This window comes from Hufsiella arboris, from assembly GCF_009834875.1.
Classification (GTDB): Bacteria; Bacteroidota; Bacteroidia; order Sphingobacteriales; family Sphingobacteriaceae; genus Hufsiella_A; species Hufsiella_A arboris.
The window spans coordinates 531,145-553,096 of record NZ_WVHT01000003.1; the positions used below are offsets into that span (position 1 = coordinate 531,145).

At 44.2% G+C, this 21,952-nt stretch carries 20 protein-coding genes and 1 pseudogene; 4 read left to right on the forward strand and 17 right to left on the reverse strand.

The genetic code is table 11. The features are described from left to right. Window positions 1-8: 8 nt before the first annotated feature. The 9 genes from GS399_RS09260 to GS399_RS09300 all read right to left on the reverse strand — a co-directional run bounded on the left by GS399_RS09260 (window position 9) and on the right by GS399_RS09300 (window position 7,764). A complete protein-coding gene (locus tag GS399_RS09260) occupies window positions 9-1,175 on the reverse strand; it encodes a BamA/TamA family outer membrane protein (RefSeq protein WP_160844322.1) in 1,167 nt (388 codons plus the stop codon). A 2-nt stretch (window positions 1,176-1,177) separates the two neighbouring features. Beyond that, window positions 1,178-2,191, reverse strand: a complete 1,014-nt coding sequence (locus tag GS399_RS09265; protein WP_160844323.1) for a hypothetical protein — start codon at window positions 2,189-2,191, stop codon at window positions 1,178-1,180. 7 nt (window positions 2,192-2,198) lie between these two features. Then, window positions 2,199-2,690 carry a hypothetical protein gene (locus tag GS399_RS09270; protein ID WP_160844324.1) on the reverse strand — a complete coding sequence of 164 codons (492 nt, stop codon included), beginning with the start codon at window positions 2,688-2,690 and terminating at the stop codon, window positions 2,199-2,201. 39 nt (window positions 2,691-2,729) lie between these two features. Then, on the reverse strand, window positions 2,730-3,173 hold the full coding sequence (locus GS399_RS09275) for a phosphate-starvation-inducible PsiE family protein (RefSeq protein ID WP_160844325.1): 444 nt from the start codon (window positions 3,171-3,173) through the stop codon (window positions 2,730-2,732). A 100-nt stretch (window positions 3,174-3,273) separates the two neighbouring features. Then, window positions 3,274-4,056 (reverse strand): DUF2490 domain-containing protein, encoded by a 783-nt coding sequence (locus GS399_RS09280; RefSeq protein WP_160844326.1) that lies wholly within the window; start codon window positions 4,054-4,056, stop codon window positions 3,274-3,276. A 72-nt stretch (window positions 4,057-4,128) separates the two neighbouring features. Continuing rightward, entirely contained in the window at window positions 4,129-5,127 is a 999-nt protein-coding gene (locus GS399_RS09285; RefSeq protein WP_160844327.1) for a BamA/TamA family outer membrane protein, read from the reverse strand. Window positions 5,128-5,172: 45 nt separating this feature from the next. Beyond that, complete coding sequence (locus GS399_RS09290) at window positions 5,173-5,976, reverse strand: mechanosensitive ion channel family protein (protein ID WP_160844328.1); 804 nt, start codon at window positions 5,974-5,976, stop codon at window positions 5,173-5,175. Between the two features lie 290 nt (window positions 5,977-6,266). Continuing rightward, entirely contained in the window at window positions 6,267-6,959 is a 693-nt protein-coding gene (locus tag GS399_RS09295; RefSeq protein ID WP_160844329.1) for a hypothetical protein, read from the reverse strand. A 163-nt stretch (window positions 6,960-7,122) separates the two neighbouring features. Further along, the gene (locus tag GS399_RS09300) at window positions 7,123-7,764 is read right to left on the reverse strand and encodes a hypothetical protein (protein WP_160844330.1); all 642 of its coding nucleotides are present in this window, start codon (window positions 7,762-7,764) and stop codon (window positions 7,123-7,125) included. A 174-nt stretch (window positions 7,765-7,938) separates the two neighbouring features. Here GS399_RS09300 and GS399_RS09305 point away from each other — a divergent pair, with 174 nt between their 5' ends. Then, window positions 7,939-10,395, forward strand: coding sequence for a PIG-L family deacetylase (locus GS399_RS09305; RefSeq protein WP_160844331.1), 2,457 nt, complete (start codon window positions 7,939-7,941; stop codon window positions 10,393-10,395). A 97-nt stretch (window positions 10,396-10,492) separates the two neighbouring features. Beyond that, on the forward strand, window positions 10,493-12,193 hold the full coding sequence (locus GS399_RS09310; protein ID WP_160844332.1) for a sodium:solute symporter family protein: 1,701 nt from the start codon (window positions 10,493-10,495) through the stop codon (window positions 12,191-12,193). Here GS399_RS09310 and GS399_RS09315 read toward each other — a convergent pair. From GS399_RS09315 to GS399_RS09330, 5 genes are all read right to left on the reverse strand, one after another. Further along, window positions 12,165-12,572, reverse strand: a complete 408-nt coding sequence (locus GS399_RS09315; RefSeq protein ID WP_237487912.1) for a Uma2 family endonuclease — start codon at window positions 12,570-12,572, stop codon at window positions 12,165-12,167. The genes GS399_RS09310 and GS399_RS09315 overlap by 29 nt on opposite strands. After that, complete coding sequence (locus tag GS399_RS20815) at window positions 12,569-12,787, reverse strand: PDDEXK family nuclease (RefSeq protein WP_237487913.1); 219 nt, start codon at window positions 12,785-12,787, stop codon at window positions 12,569-12,571. The genes GS399_RS09315 and GS399_RS20815 overlap by 4 nt, the downstream gene beginning before the upstream one ends. Before the next feature lie 41 nt (window positions 12,788-12,828). Further along, the gene (locus GS399_RS09320) at window positions 12,829-14,253 is read right to left on the reverse strand and encodes an MATE family efflux transporter (RefSeq protein ID WP_160844333.1); all 1,425 of its coding nucleotides are present in this window, start codon (window positions 14,251-14,253) and stop codon (window positions 12,829-12,831) included. 527 nt (window positions 14,254-14,780) lie between these two features. Continuing rightward, a complete protein-coding gene (locus tag GS399_RS09325) occupies window positions 14,781-15,602 on the reverse strand; it encodes a bestrophin-like domain (protein ID WP_160844334.1) in 822 nt (273 codons plus the stop codon). Beyond that, window positions 15,599-16,015: a DUF2541 family protein gene (locus GS399_RS09330; RefSeq protein ID WP_160844335.1), complete on the reverse strand. Its 417-nt coding sequence runs from the start codon at window positions 16,013-16,015 to the stop codon at window positions 15,599-15,601. The genes GS399_RS09325 and GS399_RS09330 overlap by 4 nt, the downstream gene beginning before the upstream one ends. A 346-nt stretch (window positions 16,016-16,361) precedes the next feature. On the opposite strand from GS399_RS09330, the gene GS399_RS09335 reads away from it, so the two are divergent. Both GS399_RS09335 and GS399_RS09340 read left to right on the forward strand, forming a co-directional pair. Further along, window positions 16,362-17,978, forward strand: a complete 1,617-nt coding sequence (locus GS399_RS09335; RefSeq protein ID WP_202409416.1) for a beta-N-acetylhexosaminidase — start codon at window positions 16,362-16,364, stop codon at window positions 17,976-17,978. A 283-nt stretch (window positions 17,979-18,261) separates the two neighbouring features. Beyond that, window positions 18,262-20,532: a CRTAC1 family protein gene (locus tag GS399_RS09340; RefSeq protein WP_160844336.1), complete on the forward strand. Its 2,271-nt coding sequence runs from the start codon at window positions 18,262-18,264 to the stop codon at window positions 20,530-20,532. Window positions 20,533-20,561: 29 nt separating this feature from the next. Here GS399_RS09340 and GS399_RS09345 read toward each other — a convergent pair whose 3' ends face one another. From GS399_RS09345 to GS399_RS09355, 3 genes and pseudogenes are all read right to left on the reverse strand, one after another. Then, entirely contained in the window at window positions 20,562-21,008 is a 447-nt protein-coding gene (locus GS399_RS09345) for an aminotransferase class I/II-fold pyridoxal phosphate-dependent enzyme (RefSeq protein WP_160844337.1), read from the reverse strand. Beyond that, window positions 21,002-21,463 (reverse strand): annotated as a pseudogene (locus GS399_RS09350) (aminotransferase-like domain-containing protein); the annotation flags it as partial. The pseudogene GS399_RS09350 and the gene GS399_RS09345, both read right to left, overlap by 7 nt. A 38-nt stretch (window positions 21,464-21,501) precedes the next feature. Continuing rightward, a partial coding sequence (locus GS399_RS09355) for an OmpA family protein (RefSeq protein WP_160844339.1) occupies window positions 21,502-21,952 on the reverse strand: 451 nt, incomplete at its 5' end.

Consider the following 21,952-nt stretch of genomic DNA (forward strand, 5'->3'; position numbering starts at 1 on the left):
AAAAATTGTTATCTGAACCAACTGCTTCCAAACACGACGTAATAGGCCCAATCTTCCGGGCCGCGTGCCACATCGACACCCATACGCAGTTTAAATTTTCGCGCAATTAAATACCTGAAACCTGTGCCGTAGCTGTAAACCAAAGGATCGTCGAACATCTCGCTCCACTTATCGTATGCCTCGGCAATGCCTCCATAAAAAACCGCGCTCCATCTGCGGTACAAATCCCATCTGAACTCCGCTTCAGAAAGCAGCGTTGCGTTCCCCTGGTACCGCATGGTTGGAACACCCCGCAGGTTAACAAACGGCTTAAGGTAAAACGGAGGATCATTTATTGCCTGAGCGCCTTCTATTCGTAAACCTCCTGTCAGTTTTTTTGCGATCGGTGTATATCCGATACCTGAATAATTAATCAACCACGAATTGTAATCACTGCCAAGCACTTTATCCGACCAGAAAAAATCCGTCTCAACACGGATACCCTTGTCAGGAGTAAAAATATTGTCCCGGTTATCATATTGTATTTGTCCGCCCAACTGGCTCACCATGCTGTTGATCTCCTTATTCTTCACAAAGTCAGGCAGATTTCCGCCATCGGGTGCAACTTTTGTATTTACTAACATGTATTGCAAACCTGCACTCCACTTAATGTTGTTAAACTGTTTTAATACCAGCAAGTAAACCGGAATTGTTTTCAAATTCAGCTTAAATTCCTGATCTCCGACAATCGGAAGATTTTTGTAAAATGACATATTGATATCGCCGTAACCGGCAAAAATCCGGTACCGGATCCGCGCTTTCTGAAACGTTCCCGATCTGAAAGCGCCCGCCATCCAGCTATTGTTGGCGGTGTACATTCCAATTCCGCCAGTGATATCCGGCGGTTGCGGAGAGATGCGTAACTTGCCGTTTACTGAGTCGATTACAGGAGGAACAGGCTTTAAAAATACCGGTATCAGTGCTCCGCCAATTCCCCCGAGAGCCGGCTCTGTAATAATCGTCGGCACCGCGATAAAACCATGCGCATTGATCATATAATCGCTTAAATCAAAGGCTCCGTCCAATGAATCCTTAAACGATATTTTATGCTTTTCCTGTGCAATTGCAGTACGCTGCATCAATACGATCAATGCAAAAACTATTAACGTCAATATGCATACAGCGCTGCTTTTCATAGTTAAAACCCAAACCGGTAGTTAACCGAAGTAAGAAGTGTTTTACGGCCACCCAGAAACCCTGCTTCGGCCCGGAATTGCCAGCGTTTATCTAATTGAAACTGCCCCCCGGCCGTCATGCTCCAATCAGATGTCGCCTGCTTTTTCAGGGAATAATCAATAGTGATATTATCAAAATCTATATTTTGAACTTTGCTTTGCATCTCTTTAGCGACCTTTTTAGCAACTATCTGTTGTGCAGGGCTTAAGTTCTGCAGAAACGGCGCTGTTCCATCAATAACCGGCTGGAAAACAGAACCGTCGGCAGTTACGCCGAGTTCGCCCAGGTTAATCGAGCCTACGGTGACGCGGTTGATAAAAATTCCCTGAGCACCAAGCCATGGCGTGAGATTCATTTGCGGATGGCCCGCAAACCTGAAAACGTAGCCCAGGCGGCCTGATACCAATTGTGTGTGAATAGAACCATCGATTCCATCAAGATGTGACCAGGTGTTGTTATAATCAATGGCTGTAAAGATGCCGTTAAATCCGCCCGCAAGCGTTGTTCCAAAACCAAAAAGACCGCCATCGAATTTTGCTGTCGTAGAAAAGTTCACTGGAGAAACTAGGTTGACATTGGTCTGCGCCCAGGTTTTACCAAAAATCCCGTAAATATCTACGAATGGAAGAGCCCACAAGTCGATGCGGGTATTTAGTGTTTGCACATCCGCCTTCACTTCGCCAAATTTTACAAAGTCAAGCGGCACCATTTCTCCGCCGTTAATCCCTACTTTCAGGTCGCTGATCTCCACCTTCTGAGAGCCAAACAGAAAGTTGACCATAGCGCCGACCGGATATTGAAGATCAATCCCTTTTTTCGTTATCTTTTTCCCCCATGCCGGAAACATGTAAGGCCATGTTGAGTTTTTGACACTGTCGATATATCTCCGGTTTATCTCCCCGACAGAATTTTCCTTTTGCGCCATTGTGCTCACCGACACAATACTTAACACTAAAATAACGATGGCTGCTTTCATAATCGGTTCAATTTCCCGGTTTGCGGGTTTTGTTTAATTCACCTATGAATGGAATCTGATCCTGAACATTTGCACGGATGACCGTTTGCAGGTAGTTATCGAGCTGGTAAAATTTTGCAGCGTTCTTTGCACCTACGGCTTTGGAGAATTTTTTAAAGTATGATGTCTGCAGGCTGAGGTTCGATTTGTCATTCGACAACATCCGTTTAGCTAACGATCCTGCCTGTTCGTCAGTGAGCGTTGCGTATTGCTTTGCGTAATCGCTGATAATTCCAACACGCTCTGTGCTCAGATCTTTACGCTTCGCTTCATACTCGTCGTAAACTTTCCAGAAAGATTGTGATTGCGCGCTGTCGAGAGTCATGTACTGGCTGACCAGCTGTTTTTTATCTTTCTGGAAAACGCTTTGGACAATGGCCAGATCTTCTTTACCTGAGGATTGAGCTGAGGCCCCAAAAGCTGCAATTGAAAATAAAAAGAGAAAAATAATAGGTTTCATACAGGTTCTTATTTTTTGTTAAATGATAGTTGTCAATCTTTACTCCCCCTGTTTATTACCGGTTATCCGATCAAAATAGTCTGACTTACTGATCAGGAAATACCCGGTCGAAACTGCTACAATCAGCGCAGCCAGGGCGAATTCATAAATCGGTTCCACCTTCTCAACATCCATCACAAATATTTTGCGGCTGATCGCAATCAGGCAAACAAGAAGGATGATCCTTATTTTTACTACATGCGCTTTATTGAAAACCCTGACGGTTTCCATTACTTCCATCATCAGAAGCACGTTAAAAAACAGGATGAAAACATTTTTACCGCGATCAGGCGCATAACCTGCTCCAATATTCTGAACCCTGTCAACAACCCGGAAAAAAGTTTCATATACCAGGTCGACGGTCAGTATTAAAATGAAGACACCCGAGATGATGAGCAGCGTATAAGTGATGATCTTATCGAAGTATTTCGTAACGTTTTCCAAGGGCACCGGTTTACACTACAAAGTAAACCGTTCAGATACGCATTAATTGCATCTGTAGACAGCAGACAGGTTTCATCTTATAAAATGCAACCTTTTATGATTAGTTGTCACCTCCTTCCGGCCTTCGGATAAGTGTCGGCAGAGATTCAACGAAGTGGTGGAAGAACCGCGTGAGCACTACGTTAAACTGCAGCGCATTATACAGCTGGTCATTCTCCTTACGTGGCAGCCATTCATTAGCATAGGTGAGCTCAAGCTGAAAATCGTCGTCTAATGCGTAGCCAAGGCCTACCGTAAGACGGTTGCGGTCGAACAACTCCGGGCCGCTGATATTACTTTTATTTTTAAAGAATAACTCGTCGGATGCGATCAGGTAAATCGCATTCTTTTCAATGACAGGCTTGTTAATGGGATAGATGTATTTAAGCTGGGCCCGTATTCGGTTAACCGCTTCAAATATAGAATCGCTACTTCTTATATGCCTGTCCTCAAATCGCAAACGAGTATTTAAAGTATATCGCTCACGGTGAAAATAATAGGTCGCCTGCACGGAATAACGCCATTCCGGTGTTTTGCTCTTCTCAAGTTCGGGAACATCGCGATTGTAAAAATATGCAAGAAAAGCTGACACCTTCCATTTGTCGGAAGGCGTAAAGTGAATCCAGTCCCGAACATAAACCTGCCCCAAACTGGCGAAAAATGTATTATGGCTGGGCACACCGGTCCATGTATCCCCTACATTCAATTCGTTGCTCCACTTGGCATTGATCGGGTGAGTAAATGAAAATTCATTCCAGAATTGCTTTCGGTCTGCCTGAGCACGACTGTTTTTCGATGATATCAGGAATGACGATAATAAGCAAACGATTAAGGTCTTTTTCATCGCAGATAGCATAGAATATAAATATTATATCAATTTCAAAATCTTATTATTTAAGATTAATATGCGGTATGATTAAAATGCTTCGCCGATGCGGAAATAAATCCCATGATCATTTTTACCTAAAGCACCGTCGATACCGATGTTGATATTCCTTGATCTGAAAACCTTAAAGCGGGCACCAACACCACCTCCAGGCAATATCCCGCTGTAAGGTGATTCAGTAAATGCCAGGCCAAAAAACCCGACTGCACCCCAGCGTTTGTAAAAATTCCATCGATATTCTGCTTGTACTGCGTAAACCTGGTTGCCGCGGTATTTACCGTTTGAATATCCCCGGATATCCTTACCTCCAACCGTGTGCTGCCCAACGAATGGTACATCGCCAAGCCCGGTGTAGAAGCTGAGGCGCGATGCCAGTATCGAGTTATGAGTAACCCTCCTATAATAATTTGCGTAAGCTTTCAGTGAGCTAAAAAGGCTGTCACTACCAAGCCACTTAGCATTATCGGCCAGGTTCAGCGACACCTGTAATCCTTTGGACGGGTAATATACATCGTTCCTGGAATCATATAGCATACTCAACCCAATGCTGTTTGTATTAACCTGTTGTGAGCTATCACCCTCAAATTCTGTGTCCGAATGCTGAAATTTCAAGAACAAGCCACCATACAGATGTCCATGTATTTTCCGCAGTCCTTTCAGAAAAATGAGTTTATTCACATTGCTGTAATCAGCAAAATTTCCTTCTTCTGTATCACCGTCGCTTTCAAAATACTGAAAGTTTACCTTTCCCGTAGCAGCAGCAAAAGTAAACCGCCACTTATCATCATTAACATACAAGCGGGTGAACCCGGAAACAAACCAGGATTTATTTTGAGTATATCCTCCTGCTACACCGGCCTGACTTTCGGGAGATACTGAATCAGTTTTTGACAGTTTAAAAAAACCAAGCGTGGATACTGCTGCTATGAAGCCGTATGAGCGGTTATAACTCACAATCGGGATCGCGGTGATCGATTTAGGCTTTTTCTTTTTTACGGAACTTGTGTCCTGAGCATATGAGCAAAACATCGTCATACAAAAACACAGCATCAAACCCGATTTCAACAGCATATATCAACTCGCTACCTGGTGCACATAAGTATGCGGAACCGGGCCACCGATATGGTTCTGCGCCAGCAGAGTTTTTATCTGCTCAATCAGTTTTCCGTAATAAGCAATGTTGTCCCCGGGAAGTGTGTATGCCCTGAACGCCACTGACACAGCGCCAGGTTTCAGAGCTAGCAAATTTACACTTGCCGTATCCGGAAGTACCAGCGGATCTGTAGCTATAACAGGCAATGCCAGTGAACGAAGGTTTTCAATATCCGTATCGCCAGCAAGCTCGGCCTGCACTTCAACGAGTGAACGGCCTTCCAGGGTATTGTTCACAATTATCCCGTTAGATACAAGCCCGTTGGGCAGAATAACGGTTTCGCCTTTTGGCGTCAGCAAAATGGTGTTAAATATTTGTATTTCTTTCACAACACCGGCTTTTCCCTGCGCATCTATGACATCACCAACACGATAGGGTTTTAAAATGAGGATTAACGTCCCTCCTGCAAAATTCGCCAGAGTGCCTTGTAAGGCCAGGCCAATGGCTAAACCACCCGCGGCCAGTAAAGCGACAAATGACGTGGTTTGGATCCCTACCATTCCGGCGACACTGATTACCAGCACTACCTTCAGGATAATGGTGAAAAGACTGATCAGAAACGTTCGCAGCGATATATCAATCCTTGTCAGATTGCGTGACGTTATTTTTGATACACGTTCAATGATCCACCAGCCCACAGCCAGCAGAACAACCGCAAGTAAAAATTTTGGCAGGTAAGCTACTGTCAAAGCTTTCAGCTCTATAGCATATTTATCTACTTCCATATTACCAGATTTTATTGGTTGATGATTTATTTAAATTCCATTTTCCCTGTTTTAACTTCATGAGTTTGATTGATTACGTTCAAAGGGGATATCTGTAGTTAATTTAATCCGGATTATATGATTCACCCGGTTTCTGCCTTCATGCGTATCTGCATTATTTTCTGCTTCAATAACATGTAGATTATAGCAAACTGTAATTCGTTGATGATTTTAAAACAAAATACGTTGTTAAATTACAGGCGGGGGAATTATAGAAGCCCTAGATGTTGCATTTTAAAATATGATACAAATTAGCAGTCATGATGCATCCAAATCGTGACAAATTGTGGATGCTGCTTATCCAGCTGCCCGACATCAATTCCTAACTGACTGAGATTATTGCCAAGCATTGCTTTATAATACAATCCATCTGTGATTTCGCCTTCGAGCCAAACGCCGGTTGTAAATGAACCTCTGAAGAATTCCTCGGCCATCGGCCTGGCATCCTGTCTGAGCCAGAATGGCCATTGCCCAAATAAAGACCGGCTTGTCGGCAGGGCTCCGATTCCGACACCTGCATTGAAATGCTTGTTGATTTCATAGCTCAGATTTCCTCCCAAAACAAGTTGCGCACCTTGACCCTGGTTGGCGTTAGAGGTCCACACATATGCTAAATACCTGAATTTGGGATTCACCAACCAGCCTTTAAAGTATAACGTAACTTTTTGCAGCTGAACATCATTCCGCGTTTTAATATCCCTTGTGTTGCCAAACGCATCAGTGTAACTGCTGTTGAGCGCCTTCTGGTTCAGGTACCTGAAGGTAATGTAAGGCGAAAATTTTAACGTTGCACGTTTCCCGTTTACTATCATAAAGCCTGAGCCCGCGGGATGCTCAACCTCGGTGCTGTCTTCTTCAACGCTTTCTGAAAACTGCGCGACAGCCGGCTTGATCAATAAAAACTGGATAAGCAAACCGGCAAGGAATAATCTTGATAATTTCATAGGTATCTTGATTTTTATACATTAACCTCAATAAAGTGTCTTAACAGGCTAAAATTTAATGCTGAATCACAGGCCAAGCCTGGCCCGCTGTTAGCTGTTATTTGTGTTCTTTGAGTACACAAGACTACAAAAGTTGGCATTCGCCACTAACGATTAACAAATACTATCGGCTGGAAAGCAATCCCTGCTTCGTTAATTCGGCGCTCATTGCCTCCTTATAACTTTTCAGGAATTTATCGAGGTTTGAAGGATTTGTCGACTTGGATTGCGCCGACCAAACCAGCTTTTCAGTTTTAACATCGTAAAGGTTTGTCTCAACATAATACAATTTATCATCTTTATAATAACCAGGTTCATTTAGCGGAATGTACCAGTTGTTATAATAACCTCCGAAGGACTGATAATAAGGTGAACTACCTGCCGGATACGAATTGCCGGGAACGTACCGCGTATCACTTGCCTGGTCGATCAATGCGATAGTTACCACTGCGTCACTTCCGGTATCCCTTATTTTTTGCAGAACGGCTTCTGATTTCTTTACGTCTCCGGTCGTTACTCCAGGCGGAAATATCGTGAGCCCTTTAACTGTTTCAAATCCTCTTTTGTTCAATGCCTGCGCTATGTAATTCTCTACTTTTGCCTTAACGGTCGAGTCGGCCCCCAAACCCGCAACAAACAACTTTTTATAAGTATTGGGCCGTAACGACGGATCCTTATAAGAACCCAGTACAGTAGTTTGCGTAGAGCTGCAGGAGCTACAGATTGCTATTGAAAATAACAGAAGATAACTGGCTATTTTTTTCATAATCAGATGTTTTAGTTAAAGATAATATTTCAGCAAGGAATAATTTGCACAAAATCAATCACGTTCGCCCGGGATCCTGAGATTGTTTATTTAAAATCAGTTTACCCGTCAGTTTTATAAACTGTTTGATTTCGTGTAGATTTAAATCGTTTATCACCTCATCAACTTTTATTAATGAAGAGATCTTTACTGTTTCTGACAGGTTGCATTTTAACGCTGAATGTGTCTGCGCAACAGGTTCGTCCTGATAACTCCGCTAAAATTTATAACGACATTGCCCGGCTTAATAACCTCACCAATGTCCTGTATTTCGCTGCACACCCTGATGATGAGAATACCCGTTTACTTGCCTGGCTTGTAAACGATCAGCATCTGCGAACAGCGTACCTCTCGCTAACCCGGGGAGACGGAGGACAGAATATTTTAGGTAGCGAGCAGGGTGCGGCACTTGGCCTTATACGCACGCATGAATTGCTCGAAGCACGCAAACTTGACGGAGCCGAGCAGTTTTTTACCCGGGCTATCGACTTTGGTTTTTCAAAAAACTATACTGAAACATTTAAACATTGGGATAAGGACCAGCTCACATCAGATGCGGTGCGCATTATTCGCCAGTTTCGTCCCGATGTCATTATCTGTCGCTTTCCACCGAACGAACAAGCCGGACATGGGCAACACGCGGCTTCCGCAATTATTGCTGAAGATGCTTTCAAAGCTGCCGGCGATCCTAAACAGTATGCGGACGGATTTGCTGCATGGCAACCCCGGCGCATTCTTTGGAATACATTCCGATTTGGTAGTTTCAATACAACCGACGAAAGTCAGCTTAAGCTTATAACCGGACAATACATTCCGCAACTGGGCATGAGTACTGGTGAACTTGCTGGATTAAGCAGAAGCGTTCATAAAAGCCAGGGCGCCGGCACCCCGTCTGTTCCAGGTGTTCAAACAGAATATTTCAAGCCGGTTGACGGCGAGCAAGCCAAAAACTCTTTGTTTGATGGATTGGATATCTCCTGGAACCGCGTTGGCAGAAAAGATATCGGTGATAAGGTAAATTCAGTGTTGCAGAAATTTGATTTCAAACATCCTGAAGCCAGTCTTACTGCGCTGATCAGTATTCGCAATGAAATAAAAACCGTAACGGATCAATATTGGCGCAATCGGAAGCTGGACGAGATCAATGAGATTATACTGAGCTGCAGCGGCATCATGGCCGAAATTTACACCAATGTACCTGAAGCGATAACTGGCAGCAGCCTTCCTTTCACACTGAACGTTATCAGCAGGTCATCATTACCGGTTAAAATCTCTTCTGTTCAATATCCTGATACGAGGATTGAGCTTAACAGGGGAATATCGTCAGATTCAATTATAACTTTCAACCAGGTAATTAAAATCCCGTTAACGACGCCCGTAAGCGAGCCTTACTGGTTAAAAAAAGATCCTGAAAACGCCGGGCAGTTCAGCATACCAGCCGACAGCCTGATCGGACGTCCGGAAAGCCCGGCATCGCTCCAAGCAATACTTTTCCTGCGGATCGCCAATGAAGATTTTTCCCTACCAGTTCCACTGTCTTATAAAAAACTTGATCCGCTTAAAGGTGATGTTGTTGAACCGCTGCGTATAGTGCCGGCGGCTGCGCTTGAATTTACGCAAGCGCTGTTGATTAACGATCGGGCACATGCCAACGATCTAAGTGTCCACGTGCATCCTTTTAAGGATTTCGATCAGGCATCGGTTACTTTATCGCTAAATAACAAACAGCTGATTAAAACATCATCTTTCCCTTTAAAAGCCGGCGCTGACAGCATAATCACGATTCATCTTAAACCCGGAACCTTACCGGCCGATGGGACATCAGCGTCTTATATCGAAGCAAAACTGGAAACGCCTCAGGCAACCTATGGATCTGCGCAGCACATCATCCACTATGATCATATTCCAACCCTTCAGTATTTTACTGACGCAAAAGCGAAGATTTTAAATACAAACTGGAAATATACGGTGAAGCGTATTGGGTACATTTCCGGCGCGGGCGATTACATTGCCGATTTCCTGAAACTAGCCGGGCTGAATGTTGATGTATTAAAAGATGCCGACTTTATTGATCCTGCAAAACTTTCAGTTTACGATGCTATAATCACCGGCGTACGGGCGGTAAATATTGAAAAACGCATGAAATACTGGATGCCGGTTTTAAATGAATACATTAAAAACGGTGGTACAGTAATCATGCAATATAATACGCTGCAGGATCTTTCCACCACGCAGATCGGGCCATATCCATTCACCATCAGCAATAACCGGGTTACCGAGGAAGATGCCGAAGTGAAATTTCTTGATCCTAAAGAGCGCCTCTTAAACTATCCAAATAAAATCACTCAAACAGACTTTAAAGGATGGACCCAGGAGCTTGGTACATATTTCCCGGCAAACTGGGACCAGCGTTACCACTCCGTTCTTGAAATGAACGATACGGGCGAGAAACCACTTCAGAGTTCGCTGCTTTATGCGAAATACGGAAAAGGTGTTTTTATTTATTCATCTTTGGCTTTATTCAGGCAATTGCCGGCAGGAAATAGCGGCGCTATCCGCCTGCTCATGAATATGATTTCAGCTAACCACTGATGACTAAAAACAACCGATTTGTTGGCTGGTACATTGCAGTCATAATTTTTCTGATCATTCAGATAATCTTCTATGCCTGGTTTACAAACTACTGGAAATGAGTCTGACTGATTGGATCGTCATGATCGTAACACTTGCGGCTACCATCATTTATGGCGTTTACAAAGGTCGCGGGCAAAACGATTCAAGGTCATACCTGCTTGCAGACCGAAAAATGCCGTGGTATATCGTATTGCTCGGCATTATGGCTACACAAGCCAGTGCAATTACATTTTTATCAGCTCCGGGACAGGCATATACGGACGGCTTGCGGTTTGTTCAATACTATTTTGGCTTGCCCCTGGCGATGATCGTTATCAGCATCACATTTATCCCAATCTTTCAGCGCCTGAACGTTTGCACGGCTTATGAATATCTTGAGCAGCGCTTCGACCGCAAAACCAGGGTGCTGACGTCCTTACTATTTCTGGTATCACGCGGCTTATCAACAGGTATTAGTGTTTACGCCCCGTCTATTATACTTTCGTCTGTGATGGGATGGAACATCATTGTCACCAACATTTGCATGGGTGGCTTCCTGATCATTTACACATTTATCGGAGGTGCAAGAGCGGTAGCTCATACGCAAAAGCTGCAGTTTCTGATTATCCTGTGTTCTATAGTACTTGCTGCATTTCTGCTGGTAAAGAACATGCCCGGCGGAGCATCACTTGGCAACGCGCTTACAATAGCCGGAAAATCCGGTAAGCTTAACGCTATCACAACAAATTTTGATTGGAAAGACCGCTACAATATCTGGAGCGGATTGATCGGTGGTTTTTTCCTCGCACTTTCATATTTCGGCACCGACCAAAGCCAGGTAGGACGTTACATTTCAGCAAAAGATACCTCATCCGGACGAATGGGTCTGCTGATAAATGGCCTGGTCAAAATTCCGATGCAATTTTTCATACTGCTTATTGGCGCTGTGATGTTTGCATTCTACAGTCTTTCGCCGGCGCCGCTTTACTTCAATGAAAATGCATTGGATAAGTTCAACAAAACATTTCCGGCACAAGCGGATTCGATTAATAAAAGTTATACAGAACTAGCTGCGCAATACAATAACGACACACGCCGCCTGATAATCAACAATAAACAAGGTGATCAGAAGAGCGTAAATGCTGATATTATAAAACTGAAGTCAAACCAGGAAAAGATCGCACTGATGCGCGAGCAATTTCAAAAACAGCTTGATTCTTCAAACATAAGCACCGATAAATCGGACACAAATTATATCTTCCTCTATTTTGTAAAGCACAATTTGCCAATTGGTGTAATCGGGCTGCTTTTTGCGGTGATTTTCCTTGCATCGTGGGCTTCCATTTCCGCTGCACTCAATTCGCTAGCCGCCTCATCGCTAACGGATGTTCATCTTCTTTTAGCAAAAAGGACATTCAGCGGCACGGAAGAAGTTTTTTACGGGCGTATCCATACATTGATATGGGGCATATTTTCTATTGCTGTTGCTATGTTCGCCAGCCGAATGGGATCTTTGATCGAAGCCGTTAACATACTTGGTTCGATCTTCTACGGGCCAATCCTGGGTGTGTTTATGGTAGCATTCTACATGAAAAGAATTCGTGGAGGCAGCGTATTTATAGCTGCTATTATTTCGCAACTTTTGGTTGTGCTTATATACAGCCTTGATATCGTTTCATTTTTGTGGCTGAATGTGATTGGTTGTTTTGGGGTAATGATTTTTTCATTGCTGATACCCGCGAAAGCATTTAATCAGCAAATATCTCGTCAAGAATAAGACTGAAGCCCGGAAGTATTTCAGTTGTAATTGTTTCACTTAACGTGAACAGTCTTGAAGGCTGATATTTTCCTTCAGCGTCGAGTGTATATTTCAGGAATGTCTTGTCAACCGGAGAAATGATCCAATATTCCTTTACCCCGAACTCCTGGTAGATCTTATATTTCGTAAGCAACTCTTTTTTGTTATTACCCGGAGATAAAATTTCCACAACGATATCCGGCGCACCTATGCAACCTCTTGCATCAAGCTTTGATGGATCGCAGATTACACATATGTCCGGTTGCAGCACGGTGTATATATCTTTATCAGCTTTACTATCTTTCGGAAACCGGACGTCGAATGGAGCTGCGTAAACCTTGCAGTGTTTATTCTTCAAAAAACAAAAAGAGCTGCCGTTAACGATGCGGAAACTTCCTGATGTGACCGGGATGGCGCCGGACTCATCGGGAATATCTTCCCTTTGATAATTTCGACACGTTCATCAAATAGCCAGGTCAAATAGTTGGCATAGGAATAAGTTAGCGAAGGATCTACATCGTTAAGCGCTAAAGGCTCTTTTTCCTCAGTTGGATATGGTTTCGCATCGGCCATCTTATAAAGATAATGAAATACCAAAAAATCTCCGTCTCATTTTAAACTTTCACTCTCTTCCAGTTGCCTTTTCTAAATATGAGGAAAGCCGCAATGGTTATACAAACTTCCGATGCGGGAATTGCGATAAACACGCCTTTAGGGCCGATGTCGAAATACTTTGCTAAGAGCCAGGCCAATGGTATCTGGAATAACCAGAATCCAAATACATTGACTTTTGTCGGTGTCCACGTATCGCCGGCGCCGTTAAACGCGCTGTTCAGCACCATGCCGCAGCCATAAATTATGAACCCGATACTTAAAATATGTAAAGCAGTCACCGCAACTTCTCTAATCCTGGCATCAGGCGTAAAAAAACCGGCAAAAACGCGCCCTAAGGCAAGAAACAATATCATAACAACAGCCATAAAGATCATCGCATATTTCATTGTCTGGTATACCGCCTGCTGGGCCCTATCGGGATGATGGGCGCCAAGATTTTGCCCGACTAAAGTAGCCGCAGCGTTGCTTAGTCCCCAGGCGGGCAACATGAAGAACATCATTAACCTAAGCGCTGTTTGATAACCGGCCGAACCGTGGTCGCCGCCGGTTGTGGCCACAAGCTGTGCAAGGAATATCCAGCTGCAGCTGGCGATGACAAACTGCAGGATAGCCGGTGCAGCAATTTTAATGATCGCACTGATCTGGCTTAAATCCGGGATAAAATGAGTGAGCCTTATTTTTAAGACATTTTTACCGTTAAACAGATTATAAGCCTGGTATATAACTCCTGTCGTGCGGCCAATGCTTGTAGCAATTGCTGCGCCGGTCAACCCGAATGCCGGAACAGGGCCAAATCCGTTTATGAATACCGGGCAGAGAATGATGTTTATAATATTGGCCAGCCACAAGCTCCGCATCGCGATGGCCGCGTTTCCGGCGCCACGAAAAATACCGTTGATTAAAAATAGAAGCATGATGATCAAGCTTCCGCCCATCATGATGCGCACGAAGTTTGTTCCATGATCCGCAGTTTCGGCGGAAGCTCCCATTATCAACAGTATATCGCGCGCGAAAATGAATCCTACAACACTGATGAGCAGGTTCACTACGAAGGCAATAATGATAGTTTGCATCCCCGCCTTACCTGCAGCTTCTGGGTTTTTTTCACCCACACGGCGCGCAACTACCGCGGTTGCCGCCATACTCATCCCGATTGCAAGTGAATAAATAATGGTAAGCACTGATTCTGTTAAGCCAACGGTTTGAATAGCGTGGCTGCTATTTTTCAGGTGACCTACAAAATACAGATCAACCAGCGCAAAAACCGATTCCATAGCCATTTCGAGCATCATTGGAATTGCCAGTAAGATAATCGCTCTATTTATGCTGATCGATGTGAGATCGGCCTCCTTTCCCTGCAAAGACTCTTTTAATATCGTCCAGAAATCATAAGCCCTGCCCCTTTTTTGAATGGACTGTTCCATATAGAAATTTAAATTAAATTGTGATTGCCGCGAAACGAACAGTTACAGATGTTATTATTCAAGAATTGTCTACCGACAAATCTTTAAGCGGATGGCGAAGTGCTCATGATCGATTATTTCCTACCGAATTTAGAAATATTTTTCGACGGATCACTCATAAAACAAAAAAACTGTGCAGACTTTACAGTCTGCACAGTTAAAAAAAATTAAACAATTAAACCTTATGCTTCCTCCGTAGGAACTGTTTCATTGACAAAACCTTCAGCGATTTGTTTTAACAAAACATCGGTATTCTTTTTTCCATCAAGCGTTTGAGTATGGCAAAATGCGAAGCGTGCCGTATGTAACAATCTGATCGAGTGTCAATTCTCGAAGATATTGTCATTTTATAAAGGCACCAGTATTTCCTTTTACCAGTCCTTTCTAGTGGTTTGATTATACGAATCGACAGCCAGAAACAGCAGTGTTAAGAGAGAGGAAATTCAAATAGCATGATAGATGCTCTTTTAAACATCCTGATACGCCAACTATTGCTTCTTATCAAATTGGGGCATCAAATCGATCATTGATTGTTGGGAGGTTTCCAGCTTAATCAACCCGCGGCGCGGGCGGTCGAGGTCAAGTGTTATAAAAATAACTGTTGAGATAAGGATGCAAAACCCTACAGCGATCGTCCAGTCAAACCGACCCTTACCTACTGAATTGTAGCCAACAAAAAAAGCAGACGTAATCGAAAGGATAAATAACATGATCACGATTGATTGGGGCACGCGCATGAGTTCACTATATTTTGTATTGGAGGCACTGTCAAACATCGCGTTAAGTGCAGGAATCATCTGGCCTGAAATAATTACGTTTGGCTGCTGCGCGGCGAAACGTGTCGCTTCCGTCCATAAGAGTCGCGAATAACGGTCGGCCCTTTTATCAGCATCGTTTACCTGGTCTATATTGGTTCCGGCCATTATATTTTCAATGCGTGCCAATAAATAGCCTTTGAATTCGCTGCGTAATATAACTCTAATTGAATCAGGGTAAAGGTCGGCCCGCAACAGTGCGGTACCAATTGCATTTGCTTCGGCAATCGATGCCTGGCGCCTCGCTTCATAGCGTGTGCCGCTCATGCTGAAAGTAAATCCAAGCAAAAAAGCAAGCAGGCCGAACAGCGATCCATAAAGTGTGCTGTTGGAGGGATTTTCTTCGGCTTTATCGGCAGCTTGTATACGCTTACCGAGCTTCGTGCCAAGCCATATGGCTACGATCATCATTATGAAAAGCACCAGAACCACTAACCAGGCATCTATCCTCAGCAACCAGGGAAACGCGTAGTAATTTATGCTGGCCTGCATCATTTCATTCCCAATACCGTTACGTTTGCTCTCCCACGGGCAACGCCGCGGGTATCATACCAAAAATCGATTCGCCGGATATGCCTGGTGCCTACACCGCGCAGGTCTATTGCCCTGCTTGTCCCACCTTGAGGAATGTCCAAAGCGACAGGCAGAATATCCGGAGCACCGTCGCCATAAGTTACCTGCATTTTCACCAATCGTAAAGGAGCATCCGTCACTTTAATCTGTACCCGCCGAAAATTGTCGAAAGGCGGCGTGACAACAATGCCATCGTGATCAGCCGTGAACCGGGCTTGCGTGGTTCCTATCACCCGCCAGGTTCCGGGAGTTCCTGCTTTACCCCGTCTGACTTGTTGTGCGGATAATGCGCTTGAAAATGCGATCAGCGCAACAAAAACGATGAACTTTTTCATGATGCCTATTATTGATTTCAGAATATCCCAAGATAGGGCAATCCATTAACAAAAATTTCAAGATAACCACGGGAAAATGTTTCGATTTATAAAATGAAACCAACTTACACAGGTTCGGTGTAAAACAATTAGGCGAATTTACGAACCTGGAACAGTCATTTTTTAACGGCCCGACGGCAAGTCGCTTTGTAAAGCATTCAGGAGAAAAACTCAAAACGGCAGATGACCTTCAGCGCTTTTTAATACAAACGGACTGATCAAAATCTCATTTAGGTGTTGCCCGGTGGGTATTGCAAAACGCCGGATAAATTCTATCTTTAATCCCTGACACCAATTATATTCCGGAATGAGAAACAAGATATTTTCAATTTTATTGTCAGGCCTCACCATGCTTGGAAGTGTAAAAGCTGTTTTTGCACAGCCTGCCATAATTCCCCAACCAGCGGAAATAAGCTTCCCTGCAAATTCAGGGAGTTTTATCATTAATCAGAAAACGTTACTGGAGAACAGTTCGGCTACGCAAAACTCGGCAGACTTTTTTAACGACTACCTTATACAGGTTTATGGTTTCGGCCTGAAAAGTTTGCCGGCGAAGGGAAGCAAAAACAAAATCAAGCTTGATATTTCAAAAGATTCCGGAGGTAAGGAAGGCAGCTACAGCTTAAACGTATCAAAAGGCCTGATACACATCCAGGCAGCCGACCCGTCAGGAGTCTTTTACGGAATCCAAAGCCTTATTCAGCTATTGCCAACAGAAAAAAAAGCACAATTAAACGTTCCGTTTATTTCCGTTAAGGACGAGCCAAGGTTCGCGTATCGCGGTATGCACCTTGATGTAGGGCGTCATTTTTTCCCGGTATCATTTGTAAAAAAGTATATCGACTACATCGCCCTGCATAAAATGAACTACTTCCACTGGCATCTGACAGACGACCAGGGATGGCGCATCGAAATCAAAAAATACCCGCAGCTTACCCAGGTTGGTGGTTATCGTAATGGAACTATTATCGGCAAATACCCCGGAACAGGAAATGATGGCATCCGTTATGGCGGCTTTTACACCCAGGAGGAAGTTAAAGGTGTGGTTCAATATGCCGCGAAACGTTACGTAACCATCATTCCTGAGATCGAAATGCCGGGACATGCTTCCGCAGCGCTAACAGCATACCCAAATCTGGGATGTACCGGCGGTCCATATCATGTACAGCAAACCTGGGGAGTTTTTAAAGATGTCTTTTGTGCCGGAAACGATTCTGTATTTAACTTTTTGCAGGATGTGATAGATGAAGTGATCCCGCTCTTCCCAGCTAAATATGTACACGTTGGCGGCGATGAATGTCCGAAAGACAGCTGGAAGACATGCCCGAAATGCCAGAAAAGAATTAAAGAAAATAATCTGAAGGATGAACATGAGCTCCAAAGCTATTTCATTCAGCGGATGGAAAAATACATTAACAGTAAGGGCAAAACCGTTATCGGATGGGATGAGATACTGGAAGGAGGACTGGCTCCAAACGCTCTTGTAATGAGCTGGAGAGGTGAGGCCGGCGGCATTGAAGCAGCTAAACAGCATCACCAGGTGATTATGACCCCTACAACCTATGTCTATTTCGATTATGCGCAGTCAAAACCCGATGATTCATTAACCATTGGCGGATATATTCCGCTGGAAAAAGTTTATAATTATGAACCAATTCCGAAAGAGCTTGCGGCCGATGAGCAGCAGTATATCCTTGGTGCGCAAGCCAACTTGTGGACCGAGTATATTCCCGGCCCGTCTAAGGTGGAATATATGATCTTCCCGCGAATGACAGCATTGAGCGAAGTATTATGGAGTCCGAAAACATCAAAAAACTGGGAAAGCTTTCAATCAAGGCTTCAAACTCAATATAAACGATATAAACTGTGGGGAGCAAGCTCCGGGAAACCGCCTGTGTCTGAAGCTTCTAACAGCGGACGTTAAAGTCGAAATTAAAGCGAATAGTTGCCAGCTCAATAAATACAAATACACCTTCGTTAGTTTAGACCCAGATTTGGCCTTCAGCCTCACCTTCCCGGTGGGGCTTTTTTTTACCGCCTGAAAACCTCATCAGCAAAATACTGGTAAACAAAATGTTACAGTTAAAAGATAATTATCAGGCCTGAATATTTTATCTTTCCTTTGAATTCAAACTACTACCTGGTTTCCTGAAATCAAGCTACTATTTCTATCAATGAGCTGACAACAGCAATATCGTGAAGCGATAATGACGTTTAATAAAAGGCCTGACATTCGTCTCGAAACACACCGCTGGCTGTTAACAATTCCACCTGTCCTTATATTCTTGTTTACGGGATGCCATAACCCGCATAAAGAGATGGTGAAGATATTAGCTGATATCAATAAACGCAATTTCAGTGTTAAAAATCCCGACAGTCCTGAGGCCCAGTTGCTCCGTTGTGACTCCACTATAAAAAAGACCAGCCAACGTGGGGATCTCAATTTTTTAAATTATGTAAAGGCCAGCTTACTGGTAAAAACAGGACAAGAAAAACAGGCCTCATTAATTTATGAAGACCTCCTTGACCGAATGAATCCCGAAGTAAGCAAGCAGATGTTACCAGAGGCCGCGATTGCTTATATGCGCGTTGGCGAACGGAGTAACTGTATGATAAACCATTCCGGCGGATCATGTATATTCCCCATAAAAGATGATGGCATACATCAGCTGAAAACCGGTTCCGAAAAAGCAATTACAATCTATAAACAATTACTAAAAGCTAATCCGGATGATCTCGAATCCAGATGGCTGTTAAACATCGCGTATATGACGCTCGGCCAGTACCCTGGCAATGTTCCCCGCAGTTTGCTCATCCCGGATCTTGACCTTGATACCGGCATTCATGTAACGCCTTTTACAGATATCGCTTCTGAGCTTGGACTGGATGTAAACAATAAGGCAGGCGGTGTTATTACCGATGATTTTAACAACGATGGATACCTGGATATTTTTACTTCTTCCATGGGAACCGGGGATCCCATGCATTACTTCCAGAACAATAAGGACGGAAGTTTTAGCGATCTTACTAAAAACACCGGCCTGGACGGAATTACCGGCGGGCTCAACATCCAGCAAACGGATTATAACAATGATGGTTATTTAGATATTTTCGTTCTGAGAGGTGGCTGGCTTACAAACGGATTTGGCAACGAACCTGCTTCATTACTTCGAAATAACGGCGACGGGACCTTTACTGATGTTACCGCTGCAAGCGGCCTTCTTTCTTACCAACCCACACAAACAGCAACCTGGGCAGACTTTAACAGTGATGGCTGGCTTGATGTGTTCGTGGGTGCTGAAAATTCAAAAAACACGGAGCCGGGCGGCGTTCATCCCTGCAAATTATTCATCAACAACCAGGATGGGACATTTACAGAGCAGGGTAAAAACTCGCAGAGTGCGATAACCGCCTATGTTAAGGGCGTCACATCGGGTGATTTTGATAACGACGGCCGTCCCGACTTATACATCTCATCGATTAATGGCGAGAAGTATCTGTTAAAAAATATAACCAGGCAAGGTCGGGAAGTTAAATTTGAAGATGTTACGGCAAATGCCGGAATCAGAGGAAATAATAACAAAACATTTGGCTGTTGGTTTTTTGACTATAACAATGATGGCTGGCCCGATCTGCTAACCTGCAGTTATGACTTTCGCGATATCAGCACTTCACTGGGTTATTTTGCCGCCGCCGAGGCACTGGGTAAACCCGTAAGCGGAGCAGGAAATATTATATTATTTCAAAACAATAAAAACGGCACATTTACAGACGTCTCAAAAAAAGCAGGACTTGAAAAAGTTGTTTTCGCAATGGGTGCTAATTTTGGCGATATCGATAACGACGGTTTCCCGGATATGTATTTCGGCACCGGGAATCCCGATTTCCGTTCTCTTGTCCCAAACAAGCTTTTTAAAAACATACAAGGCAAAAAGTTCGCTGATGTAACTACATCATCCAGAACCGGCAACCTTCAAAAAGGCCATGGTGTAGCTTTCGCAGATTTTAGAAATTGCGGCCTGCAGGATGTTTACATTGACATGGGCGGCACTGCACAAGGCGATGCTTATCCCGCGTCTCTCTACCTTAATCCCGGGTTTGAACACAATAACTGGATCAGTCTGAAACTGGAAGGTGTTAAGGCGAACAAAGCGGGCATTGGCAGCCTAATTAAATTGACTTTTATAGAAAATGGTATCAGAAGAACTGTTTACAAAGTGGTCAATTCAGGCGGCAGTTTCGGATCGTCGCCTTTGCGGCAGGAAATTGGTGTTGGCAAAGCGACGTTAATCAGTGATATAGAAATTAAATGGGCCGGGAGCCCGACTATACAACATTTTAAAAATATTGCGGCCAACCAGTTTTTGCATATCACGGAAGGAAACGCCACGGCGCAGCCCATTCATTTGTCAAAGCTTGCTTATAAAAGAAAACCTACAGCTCCGTTGTGTTTTCCTGTAAGTGCCAAAGTGAACTAAACTACTCACTGATTAACAAAGGTAAATCGTCAAATTAACTTTTCTATCGCCCGTTTTAAAATCAGGACTGCTTCTTCCATTTCTTTGTTATTCATTGACGCAAATCCAAGCCTGACGAATTGGTGCTTAAAATTCCGGTCATGGAAATAGTTCGGGCAGCTCCCAATCGTCAGGCCCATTTCCGCTGCCTTTTGCGAAACCGCTGCTGGTTCAAGATTATGGAGGTACCTGGCCCATATTGCAAATCCGCCCGTAGGAACTTTAAAAGTTATATAACCACTTAAATGTTCATTCAATAAGCGGCAAAGTTCATCTCTCCTTTCCTGGTAAAGCTTATTCGCTTTTTTAAGATGTCGCCCGATATCGCCGTTTTTTAAAAGATTCGCAATAGCTTCTTCTAACAGGTGCTCACCCTGCCGGTCGATTAACTTACAGAGTCGCGTCGCCCGGGCCAGGAAATTTCTCGGCGCTACCATAAACCGATCCGGATGCCTGGCGCAATGATCTTCCCCAACGAACCGACATAGATTACGTTTCCATAGTAATCCGCGCTGGCCAGCGGTAAAACAGGACTGCAGGCATAATGAAAATCATAATCATCTTCGATAATAGCGAACCGGTATTTTTTCGCCAGCTCCAGTAAGCGCATCCGCCTGTCGGCACAAAGTGTTACGGTAGTTGGCTGGTGATGGTGCGGTATCACGTATACCAATCTTACCTTTTTCATTTTACAGATAGCCTCGATGGCATTTAAGTCAATTCCAAATTCATCAACGGGCACCAGCTCCAGGCTGGCGCCTGCTTGTTCGAAAACTTCATTAGCGCCGTTATATCCTGGATCCCCCGCAATAACGACGTCATTTTTAGAAATAAGCACTTGCGAACACAGATAAAGGGCCATTTGCACACCTTTGGTTATAAGTATGTCGTCCGGACCAACATTTAAGCCACGCGTCTACATTGAATATCTCAATCCAGCATTTTCACCTCCAGTCTTCTGTTCATCTGATGTTGCTGCGGTGTACATTTGACGCCGTCGCTGCAGCCATTCACTAATTGCGTTTCCCCAAAGCCGCGGGTATCCATCCGGGCTGCTTCGATGCCTTTGTTTACCAGGTACTTCTTTGCTGACTTGGCCCGCTCATCCGATAGCCATTGATTGTAGATGGCTGGTCCGCGTGAGTCGGTATGTGCTCTCAATTCCACCCGCTGTTCCGGGTCCTGCTGCAGGTAGGCTGCCAGTTCGTCAAGCGCTTTGGCCGCATCTGGCCGGATGTTGTATTTGTCGAAATCGTAGTAGACCTTATCCAGCTGAAAGATGACGCCGGGTTTAGGCTTGGGTGGTGGCGGCGGCGGTGGTCCCTGCGCAACAGGTGGCTGTGGCGGAGGCGGCGGTGGAAGGCTCACGTAATAGATATCA

Excerpts from the sequence above, each read along its gene's own strand:
- GS399_RS09260 (WP_160844322.1), bottom strand. The coding sequence starts at position 1,175 with ATGAAAAGCAGCGCTGTATGCATATTGACGTTAATAGTTTTTGCATTG.
- GS399_RS09265 (WP_160844323.1), bottom strand. The coding sequence starts at position 2,191 with ATGAAAGCAGCCATCGTTATTTTAGTGTTAAGTATTGTGTCGGTGAGC.
- GS399_RS09270 (WP_160844324.1), bottom strand. The coding sequence starts at position 2,690 with ATGAAACCTATTATTTTTCTCTTTTTATTTTCAATTGCAGCTTTTGGG.
- GS399_RS09280 (WP_160844326.1), bottom strand. The coding sequence starts at position 4,056 with ATGAAAAAGACCTTAATCGTTTGCTTATTATCGTCATTCCTGATATCA.
- GS399_RS09285 (WP_160844327.1), bottom strand. The coding sequence starts at position 5,127 with ATGTTTTGCTCATATGCTCAGGACACAAGTTCCGTAAAAAAGAAAAAG.
- GS399_RS09290 (WP_160844328.1), bottom strand. The coding sequence starts at position 5,976 with ATGGAAGTAGATAAATATGCTATAGAGCTGAAAGCTTTGACAGTAGCT.
- GS399_RS09295 (WP_160844329.1), bottom strand. The coding sequence starts at position 6,959 with ATGAAATTATCAAGATTATTCCTTGCCGGTTTGCTTATCCAGTTTTTA.
- GS399_RS09300 (WP_160844330.1), bottom strand. The coding sequence starts at position 7,764 with ATGAAAAAAATAGCCAGTTATCTTCTGTTATTTTCAATAGCAATCTGT.
- GS399_RS09305 (WP_160844331.1), top strand. The coding sequence starts at position 7,939 with ATGAAGAGATCTTTACTGTTTCTGACAGGTTGCATTTTAACGCTGAAT.
- GS399_RS09310 (WP_160844332.1), top strand. The coding sequence starts at position 10,493 with ATGAGTCTGACTGATTGGATCGTCATGATCGTAACACTTGCGGCTACC.
- GS399_RS20815 (WP_237487913.1), bottom strand. The coding sequence starts at position 12,787 with ATGGCCGATGCGAAACCATATCCAACTGAGGAAAAAGAGCCTTTAGCG.
- GS399_RS09320 (WP_160844333.1), bottom strand. The coding sequence starts at position 14,253 with ATGGAACAGTCCATTCAAAAAAGGGGCAGGGCTTATGATTTCTGGACG.
- GS399_RS09325 (WP_160844334.1), bottom strand. The coding sequence starts at position 15,602 with ATGATGCAGGCCAGCATAAATTACTACGCGTTTCCCTGGTTGCTGAGG.
- GS399_RS09330 (WP_160844335.1), bottom strand. The coding sequence starts at position 16,015 with ATGAAAAAGTTCATCGTTTTTGTTGCGCTGATCGCATTTTCAAGCGCA.
- GS399_RS09335 (WP_202409416.1), top strand. The coding sequence starts at position 16,362 with ATGAGAAACAAGATATTTTCAATTTTATTGTCAGGCCTCACCATGCTT.
- GS399_RS09340 (WP_160844336.1), top strand. The coding sequence starts at position 18,262 with ATGACGTTTAATAAAAGGCCTGACATTCGTCTCGAAACACACCGCTGG.
- GS399_RS09345 (WP_160844337.1), bottom strand. The coding sequence starts at position 21,008 with ATGGTAGCGCCGAGAAATTTCCTGGCCCGGGCGACGCGACTCTGTAAG.